The following is a 7,350-nucleotide window of genomic DNA, read 5'->3' as shown; positions in this document are numbered from 1 at the left end:
CATTCGGACACGAGCTCTGCCGTAGCATTCGTTACGGCAGAGCTCGTGTCCGAATGTCAGACTTGACCCCCGCTGAAGATTAACGCGGCGGCTTGCTGACCTGGTTGCCGATCACGCCGCCGACCGCCGCACCGCCCACGGTGCCGGCGGCGCTGCCGCCGCTCAGGACCGAGCCGGCTACCGCGCCGACGCCCGCGCCGATGGCGGTGTTCTTGTCCTGGTTGGACATGCCTGCGCATGCGCTCAGGCCCAGGGTGGCCGCCACCATGGCGACGGTCGATACCAGCTGTTTAATGTTGTTCATGATTTTCTCCTTGCGACTGATTGAGGCGCGGCAGGGAGTGCCCACACCAATGAGGTCAGAGTACGCAAGAATTCGTGTCGACTCCGTTCGGCATCGCACATAGAAGCGTGGCAAGGCTCAGCGCTTGAGCGACGGCTTGGGCGCCAGCGGCTTGCCCGGCGGCGGCGCCACCGGCTTGCCGCCCTGCTGGGCCAGCAGCGCGGCGCAGCCGGTGGTTTCGCCGGGGCCGGCGTTGATCAGCGGCAGGATGGCCGCCACCGGCGCGGCGAGGGCCAGCGCCAGCGCGCCGCCGGCGCGCAAGGCCAGCACACCCTTGTCGACGCTGACGTCCGGCCGCTTGAAGGTGCCGCGCAAATAGATCGGCGCCCGCAGCGAGATGATGCGCAAGCCCTTGGCGTCGGGCCGCATGGTCAGGTCCAGCTTCTCGTTGTCCAGGTTGACGGTGCCGGAGATGTCGATCTTGGCGTCCGAGGTGTCGACCACGAACAGGCGCGACTGCATCAGGCCGTTGGTCACGCCGAAGTCCGTCACCATGCAGTTGAGCTTGACCTGCTTGTCGCCGATCACCTTGGTCAGCACCACGTTGCCGATGTTCAGGCCCATTTCTTCCAGCAGCAGCTTGCTGACGCTGCCCTCGTTGATCACGCCTTTGAGCTCGCCGTTCGACGTGGCCAGCAGGCCGGCCACCGAGTTGCCGGTGGCCGACAGCGAGATGTCGGCGTTGACCTCGCCCACCGTGGCCTGCATTTCCTCGATGCGCGGGAACAGCTGGCGCAGCTTCAGGTGGCGCGCGCCGGCCTTGAGCTCGGCGCGGATGGCGTTGGGGTTGAGCCTGCCGCTGCCGTCGAGCAGCACGTTGGAGGTGAAGCGGCCACCGGCGATGTCGAAGTTCATCGGCGTCAGCGACAGCACGCCGTCGCGCATGTGGATCATGGTGTCGAGGTTGGCGATCGGCAGGTCCTTGTCGCGCGTGATGCGCGCGGCCTTGAAGCCGACCTTGGCGTCGAGCGCGGTCCAGCGCTCGGTCTTGAACGTTTCCACCGGCAGCACGCGGTCGCCCGGCTGCACCGGCGCCACGCCGCGCGCCTGCTTGCTGGCGTTGGAGTCGGCGCCGATCAGCGGGCCCAGGTCGGAAAACTGCAGCAGCTTCGATTGCACCGCGCCCGTCAGCAGCGGCCGCGCCAGCGGCTGGCCGGACTGGTACTCGAACTTGCCGCTGATGTCGGAATGGCCGACGCGGCCGCTGAACTGGTCGTAGCTCCAGCGGCTGGCGTGGGCGCCCAGGCTGGCGCTCAGATGGCCCTCGGTGGCGAACGGCGGGGTCTCCGGCAGCAGCACGCCGGTCAGGCCGTACAGGCGCGCCATGCTGGGGCCGCTTACCTTGAGCCGCATGTCGAGCGCGGCCAGCGCCGACGGCTTGGTCAGCGTGCCGACCACGGCGATGCTGGTGCCGCCGACGTCGAGGTCGGCCGCCAGCGGGTAGGGCGTCGATTGCTGCCGCAGCGACAGCACGGCGCCGGCCTTGCCGCCGCCGGCGATGTTCTGCTGCTTCCACTTGCCGCGCAGCGTCCACGCCACGCCATAGGTCGGATCGGCGTTCAGCGTGTCGACCTCGGCGACGGCGTCGACCTGGGTCATGGCGTCGACGTAGTGCACCGTGCCCTTGGTGAACACCACCCGCTGCAAGTCCAGATGCCACGGCGACGGCTGGTCGGCCGGCTTGAAGGTCCAGTTGTCGCGGCCGTCCGTCTGGCGCTGCAACAGCACCACCGGATTGTCGAAGCGCAGCACCGGGATGGCCAGCTTGTGCTCGAGCAGTGGCAGCAGGTCGATCGAGAACGAGAACTGGCTGGCGCTGGCCATTTCCATCTGCGCCGGCCAGCCCGCCGGGTTGCCGACGTGGACGTCGCGCGCCACCAGGTGCGGCAGCGGCAGGTAGTCGCGCCAGGTGCGGTCGGCGTCGCCGTGGCCCTGGCGTTCCCAGGTCAGCGACAGGTCGCCGCGGATCGCGAACGGACGGCCGATCGCCACACTGACTTTGTCGTTCAGCCACGGGCGCGCCCGGTTCCAGTCGACATTGACCAGGACGATGACGGCGATGGCGGGCACGGCGACCAGGGCGCCGGCGATGGCAAGTGCGATACGGGTGCGGCGGCGGGGCTGGGACATGACTGGCCTGTTTTCTTATTGGAGTGACGCCATTTTACTAGTCCAGACCTGGCGAGCTATGTGCGGCACCGTACTGATGCTGCATCGGCAAGCGTCTATAACGTCATCCTACCGTATGATTTTTCAAGGAGAACAATAATGACCACCATTCCAACCCGTCTGACCCTGTTGTGCGCCGTGGCCGCCGTGCTGGGCCTGAGCGCCTGCGCCGGCAATAAAACCCCGGCCACCGCCGACGTCGCCGTCTCGCGCGCCGCCGTCGCCAACGCCACCAGCGCCGGCGCCGCCGACCTGGCCCCGGCGGAAATGCAATCGGCCCGCGAGAAACTGATGCGCGCCAACCAGGCGCTGGCCGCCAAGGACTACAAGGCCGCGCAGGACCTGGCCAACCAGGCTTCGGCCGACGCCCAGCTGGCGCAGAGCAAGGCCGGTTCCAGCAAGGCCACGATGGCGGCGGACGAGCTGCAGCAAAGCATCCGCGCGCTGCGTGAAGAACTGAACCGCAGTAACGCCACCACCCAACAATAAGGAGCTCCGCCATGAAATCCCAGTACCTCATTCCATCCGTGTTCGCCATGTCCATCATGTTCGCCGCGTGCAGCACCACGCCGACCACCACCAGCCTGCTCGACCAGACCCGCGGCGACTTCATGGCCGCGCAGAGCACGCCGTCGGTCGCCAGCAACGCGCCGCTGGAATTCAAGGCCGCGTCCGATGCGCTGGACCGCGCCAACGCCGCCGCCGCGAAGAAGGAAAGCCTGGACGAGATCGACAAGCTGGCCTACATCGCCAAGCAGAAGATCGCCACCGCGCGTGAAGTGGCCCAGCAGAAGCAGGCCGAGAACGAGATGGCCAACGCCGGCCACCAGCGCGACGAGATCCGCCTGGAGCAACGCACGGTGGAAGCCAACCAGGCCAAGTCGCAGGCCAACCTGGCCAAGGCTGACGCCGACGCCGCCCGCGCCCAGGCCGACGCCGCCGCCAACAGCGCGCGCGACGAGGCGGCCAAGAACGCCGCGCTGCAGCAGCAGCTGGCCGACCTGCAAGCCAGGCAAACCGAGCGCGGCATCGTCATCACGCTGAGCGACGTGCTGTTCAACGTCGACCGCGCCGAGCTCAGCGTCGAAGGCATGCGCACCGCGCAGAAGATGGCCGACGTGCTGCTGCAGGAACCGCAAAGCGTGGTGCTGATCGAAGGCTTCACCGACAGCACCGGCAGCGCTACGCACAACCTGGAGCTGTCGCAGCGCCGTGCCGAAGCGGTGCGCAACGCGCTGATCGGCCTGGGCGTCCAGAGCGACAAGATCGCCACCCGCGGCTATGGCGAAGCCTTCCCGGTGGCCAGCAACAGCGATGCCGGCAGCCGCCAGCTGAACCGCCGCGTCGAGATCGTGCTGTCGCAAAACGGCGCGCCGATCGCCACCCGTCATTAACTTTTTAAGGAATGCATATCATGGCTGAATCCACCCATACCGGCATCGACAAGGAAGCCATCCGCGCGGCCGCGCGCAACCTGCGGGACGGCCCGGTCACGGCCGGCTACCAGGGCGACCGCGCGGCCGTCATCAAGATGCTCAACGACGCGCTGGCCACCGAGCTGGTCTGCATCCTGCGCTACAAGCGGCATTACTACACGGTGAGCGGGCGCGACAACGGTTCGGTCAAGGCCGAGTTCCTGCAGCACGCCATGGAAGAGCAAGAACACGCGGACTGGCTGGCGGAGCGTATCATCCAGTTGAACGGCCAGCCTGATTTCAATCCGGCAACATTGCTCGCACGTAGCCATGCCGAGTATGATGCATCTGACGATGTGCAATCGATGATCAAAGCCAACCTGATCGCTGAGCGTGTCGCCATAGAGTCGTACCGCCAGATGATCGAACAGATCGGCGCGACCGATCCGACCACACGCCATTTATTGATCAAGATCATGGCGGTGGAAGAGGAACACGCCGACGATATGCGCGATTTGCTGGGATAATGCTGTTTTTGCAGTTTGCTGTACAGTTTTCACTTCACACCACCATAACAGGAGCTCCATCATGCTGGAACAAAACATCAGTACCGTGAACAACGACGTGAAAACTCTGGTTAAGGATGCGCAAGCATTGTTCACCGCCGCCACCGCGCTGACCGGCGAAAAGGCCGAAGAACTGCGCGGCCGCGGCATGCGCGCGCTCGACACCGCGCTGGCCAAGGCCCACGAAGCGCAGCAAAGCGCGCTCGTCGCCAGCAAGGAAATGGCCAAGCAGGCCGATGTCTACGTCAAGGAAAACCCATGGCGCTCGATCGCCGCCGCAGCCGGCGTCGGCCTGCTGATCGGTGTCATCATCGGCCGCAAGTAAGCCATCGTGTCCGATGAGATGAACCGTCCACCGGGCCTGATCGCGTCGCTGGGCAATATCGCCCGCAACAGCATCGGCCTGGTGCTGACCCGGCTGGAGCTGGCCGCGCTGGAATTGTCGCAGGTGCGCAATCATCTGCTGCAATTGGTGCTGGTGTTCGCGCTGGCCGTGGTGGCGGGCTGCTTCGCGCTGGCCTACGGCACGGTGACCATCGCCTACCTGGCCTGGGATGCGCTCGGCTGGAAGATCCTGCCCATCATCACCGGCGTGTTCCTGCTGATCGCGATCGGCTTGATGCTGTATGCGCGCGGCCTGATACGCAGCGGCAAACTGTCGATGCCGGCGACCATGGCGGAACTGAAGTCCGACCGCGACATGCTGTTGTAACCGGGAGAGCAGATGAGCAAACAAGCTGAACGCGCCGCGGTCGAGGCCGACCTGCAGCGCCTGATCCGCGAAGGCGAGCTGTATCGCATCAAGGTGGTGCACGCCAAGGCGCTGGTCGGCAACGCCCTGCAGCCGGACGCCATGCTGCACGGCGCCGTCGAGCAGGCCATCGCCATGGCCCAGGCCCGCCTCGGCGGCCTGTTGCAGCCGGGCGGCCTGAAGAGTGTCAACTTCAAGGCCATGCTGCCGTATGCGCTGACGGTGGGCTCGTACATCGCCCGCAAGCGCCTGCTCAAGCCGGCCATGGGCGTGGCCCTGGCCGCCGGCCTCGGCATGGCGTGGCTGCTGCGGCGCAAACCCGCGCCGGAGCAGGACTAATCCCCCAAACGCCGCCACCGCGGCGTTTTTTAATTGGAGTCACAGATGAGCAGTGCGAAACCGAATTTGAATCCCCAGCGCTTGCGCGTGGTGCTGGTGTTGCAGGGCGGCGGCGCGCTGGGGGCCTACCAGGCCGGCGTGTTCCAGGCGATGCACGAGCACGGCCTGGCGCCGGACTGGATCGTCGGCACCTCGATCGGCGCGATCAACGCCGCCATCCTGGCCGGCAATCCGCACGAAACGCGCCTGAGCCGCCTCAAGGAGTTCTGGGACGGCGTGGCCCACCGCGACAGCTACGACATGACGCGGGTGCCGGACACGCAGCGGCGCTCCAACGTGCTGCTGCAAACCTGGGATACCGTGATGCGCGGCGTGCCGGGCTTCTTCAAGCCGCGCTTCATGAGCCTGTTCCCCCTGGGGACCGCCGTGGCGCCCGAGCAGGCCAGCTTTTACGACACCAGCGAGCTGGGCGAAACGCTCGAGCGCCTGATCGATTTCGACTACCTGAACGCGCCGGGCGGCATGCGGCTGACGGTCAATGCGCTCAAGGTCACCTGCGGCACCTTGCGCAGCTTCGACAACCGCGAGCAGAAGCTGTGCGCCGAGCATGTGCGCGCCAGCGGCGCCTTGCCGCCGGGCTTTCCGCCGGTGCGCATCGACGGCGAGCTGTACTGGGACGGCGGCCTGTATTCCAACACGCCGCTGGAAACCGTGCTGGACGATAACGAGCATGTCGATACCCTGTGCTTCATGGTGGACTTGTGGAACGCCGACGGCCCGGAACCGACCACCTTGGACGAGGTGCAGACGCGGCAGAAGGATGTGACCTTTGCCTCGCGTTCCGCGCGCCATTTGCAGGACTACGTCGCCACGCACAAGCTCAAGCAGAAGCTGCGCGCCTTGTACGCGGAGTTGCCGGAGCGGGCGCGGTCGGAGCAGGGCCGGGAAGACCTGGCCGGGCTGGGCGGCGACAGCACGCTGCACGTGGTGCGGCTGGCGTATGCGGGGCGCGACTGGAATATGGCGGCCAAGGACATCAACTTCTCCAAGGGCTCGATTGAATGGCGCTGGGAGCAGGGCTATCAGGATGCGCTGCGCGCCATCACGGCGGCCGGCTGGTTGAGCTTTGTGACGGAAGACACGCCGCTGGTCGTGCACGAACTGCCGCCGTTGCGGCAGCCGGTGCACGAGCAGGAACGGGCCGCTTAAGTCTTAGTACGGATGGTTCTCCGCGCGGATCTGCGCGGCGTTCGCCATGTCCTGCTGGTAGGTGGCGCGCGCCTCCTTCAGGCAGGCGCCGCGTTCGGCCGCGGGACCCTGCTTGCAGGCGATGGTGGCCTCGGCCAGCGCGGCGCCGATCTCCTTGCGCAAGGTGCGCAATTGCGCGGCCGGGCTGGCGTCGTCCTGGTACCAGCGCGGCGGGTCGCCCTTGGCGATTTCCGACTTCTGCAACTGGACGTTCTGCGGCGGCGTGGTGTTGCTGCGCGCCTGCGCTGCGCACGCGGCGACTAGCAGCGCCGCGCCGAGCATGAGGTGCTTGAAGTGAGTCATGATGTCCTCCGGTGTGGTTACAGCCTGCCGGTCAGCAGCATGATCAGCAAGATCACCACCACCAGTCCGGTGATGCCGCTGGGCGCATAGCCCCAGCCGCGGCTGTGCGGCCAGGTCGGCAAGGCGCCGATCAATGCCAGGACCAGAATGATCAGAATGATGGTGCCCATGGTGTTCTCCTTGTTGAGTGCTTGCATGCCGGTGCGGCAGGGTCGT

11 protein-coding genes are annotated in these 7,350 nt (G+C 66.4%); 7 read left to right on the top strand and 4 right to left on the bottom strand.

What is annotated here, in order from left to right; genetic code table 11:
• Nucleotides 1–79: 79 nt before the first annotated feature.
• Both KVP70_RS20210 and KVP70_RS20205 read right to left on the bottom strand, forming a co-directional pair.
• On the bottom strand, nt 80–304 hold the full coding sequence (locus KVP70_RS20210; RefSeq protein ID WP_217943942.1) for a YMGG-like glycine zipper-containing protein: 225 nt from the start codon (nt 302–304) through the stop codon (nt 80–82).
• A 117-nt stretch (nt 305–421) separates the two neighbouring features.
• On the bottom strand, nt 422–2,473 hold the full coding sequence (locus KVP70_RS20205; protein WP_217943941.1) for an AsmA family protein: 2,052 nt from the start codon (nt 2,471–2,473) through the stop codon (nt 422–424).
• A 138-nt stretch (nt 2,474–2,611) separates the two neighbouring features.
• Here KVP70_RS20205 and KVP70_RS20200 point away from each other — a divergent pair, with 138 nt between their 5' ends.
• From KVP70_RS20200 to KVP70_RS20170, 7 genes are all read left to right on the top strand, one after another.
• Nucleotides 2,612–3,001, top strand: coding sequence for a DUF4398 domain-containing protein (locus tag KVP70_RS20200; protein WP_217943940.1), 390 nt, complete (start codon nt 2,612–2,614; stop codon nt 2,999–3,001).
• Between the two features lie 11 nt (nt 3,002–3,012).
• Entirely contained in the window at nt 3,013–3,906 is an 894-nt protein-coding gene (locus tag KVP70_RS20195) for an OmpA family protein (protein WP_229224948.1), read from the top strand.
• A 20-nt stretch (nt 3,907–3,926) separates the two neighbouring features.
• On the top strand, nt 3,927–4,454 hold the full coding sequence (locus tag KVP70_RS20190) for a ferritin-like domain-containing protein (RefSeq protein WP_217943939.1): 528 nt from the start codon (nt 3,927–3,929) through the stop codon (nt 4,452–4,454).
• A 61-nt stretch (nt 4,455–4,515) separates the two neighbouring features.
• Nucleotides 4,516–4,818: an ElaB/YgaM/YqjD family protein gene (locus KVP70_RS20185; RefSeq protein ID WP_217943938.1), complete on the top strand. Its 303-nt coding sequence runs from the start codon at nt 4,516–4,518 to the stop codon at nt 4,816–4,818.
• Nucleotides 4,819–4,836: 18 nt separating this feature from the next.
• Complete coding sequence (locus KVP70_RS20180) at nt 4,837–5,205, top strand: phage holin family protein (protein ID WP_217943970.1); 369 nt, start codon at nt 4,837–4,839, stop codon at nt 5,203–5,205.
• A gap of 12 nt (nt 5,206–5,217) precedes the next feature.
• Entirely contained in the window at nt 5,218–5,583 is a 366-nt protein-coding gene (locus KVP70_RS20175) for a hypothetical protein (protein ID WP_217943937.1), read from the top strand.
• Nucleotides 5,584–5,628: 45 nt separating this feature from the next.
• On the top strand, nt 5,629–6,792 hold the full coding sequence (locus KVP70_RS20170; protein WP_217943936.1) for a patatin-like phospholipase family protein: 1,164 nt from the start codon (nt 5,629–5,631) through the stop codon (nt 6,790–6,792).
• 3 nt (nt 6,793–6,795) lie between these two features.
• Here the strand turns inward: KVP70_RS20170 and KVP70_RS20165 are convergent, their stop codons facing one another.
• Together KVP70_RS20165 and KVP70_RS20160 are read right to left on the bottom strand one after the other, a co-directional pair.
• Nucleotides 6,796–7,134: a hypothetical protein gene (locus KVP70_RS20165; protein WP_217943935.1), complete on the bottom strand. Its 339-nt coding sequence runs from the start codon at nt 7,132–7,134 to the stop codon at nt 6,796–6,798.
• Nucleotides 7,135–7,151: 17 nt separating this feature from the next.
• Nucleotides 7,152–7,304, bottom strand: coding sequence for a DUF3309 domain-containing protein (locus KVP70_RS20160; RefSeq protein WP_217943934.1), 153 nt, complete (start codon nt 7,302–7,304; stop codon nt 7,152–7,154).
• Between the last annotated feature and the right edge of the window lie 46 nt (nt 7,305–7,350).

Origin of the sequence: Duganella violaceipulchra (assembly GCF_019166075.1) — a bacterium.
Lineage (GTDB): Bacteria > Pseudomonadota > Gammaproteobacteria > Burkholderiales > Burkholderiaceae_D > Rugamonas > Rugamonas violaceipulchra.
This window is presented reverse-complemented; position numbering and strand designations above follow the sequence as displayed.

Coding starts and splice junctions, on each gene's coding strand:
- KVP70_RS20175 (WP_217943937.1), top strand. CDS start 5,218: ATGAGCAAACAAGCTGAACGCGCCGCGGTCGAGGCCGACCTGCAGCGC.
- KVP70_RS20165 (WP_217943935.1), bottom strand. CDS start 7,134: ATGACTCACTTCAAGCACCTCATGCTCGGCGCGGCGCTGCTAGTCGCC.
- KVP70_RS20205 (WP_217943941.1), bottom strand. CDS start 2,473: ATGTCCCAGCCCCGCCGCCGCACCCGTATCGCACTTGCCATCGCCGGC.
- KVP70_RS20210 (WP_217943942.1), bottom strand. CDS start 304: ATGAACAACATTAAACAGCTGGTATCGACCGTCGCCATGGTGGCGGCC.
- KVP70_RS20195 (WP_229224948.1), top strand. CDS start 3,013: ATGAAATCCCAGTACCTCATTCCATCCGTGTTCGCCATGTCCATCATG.
- KVP70_RS20190 (WP_217943939.1), top strand. CDS start 3,927: ATGGCTGAATCCACCCATACCGGCATCGACAAGGAAGCCATCCGCGCG.
- KVP70_RS20200 (WP_217943940.1), top strand. CDS start 2,612: ATGACCACCATTCCAACCCGTCTGACCCTGTTGTGCGCCGTGGCCGCC.
- KVP70_RS20180 (WP_217943970.1), top strand. CDS start 4,837: ATGAACCGTCCACCGGGCCTGATCGCGTCGCTGGGCAATATCGCCCGC.
- KVP70_RS20160 (WP_217943934.1), bottom strand. CDS start 7,304: ATGGGCACCATCATTCTGATCATTCTGGTCCTGGCATTGATCGGCGCC.
- KVP70_RS20185 (WP_217943938.1), top strand. CDS start 4,516: ATGCTGGAACAAAACATCAGTACCGTGAACAACGACGTGAAAACTCTG.
- KVP70_RS20170 (WP_217943936.1), top strand. CDS start 5,629: ATGAGCAGTGCGAAACCGAATTTGAATCCCCAGCGCTTGCGCGTGGTG.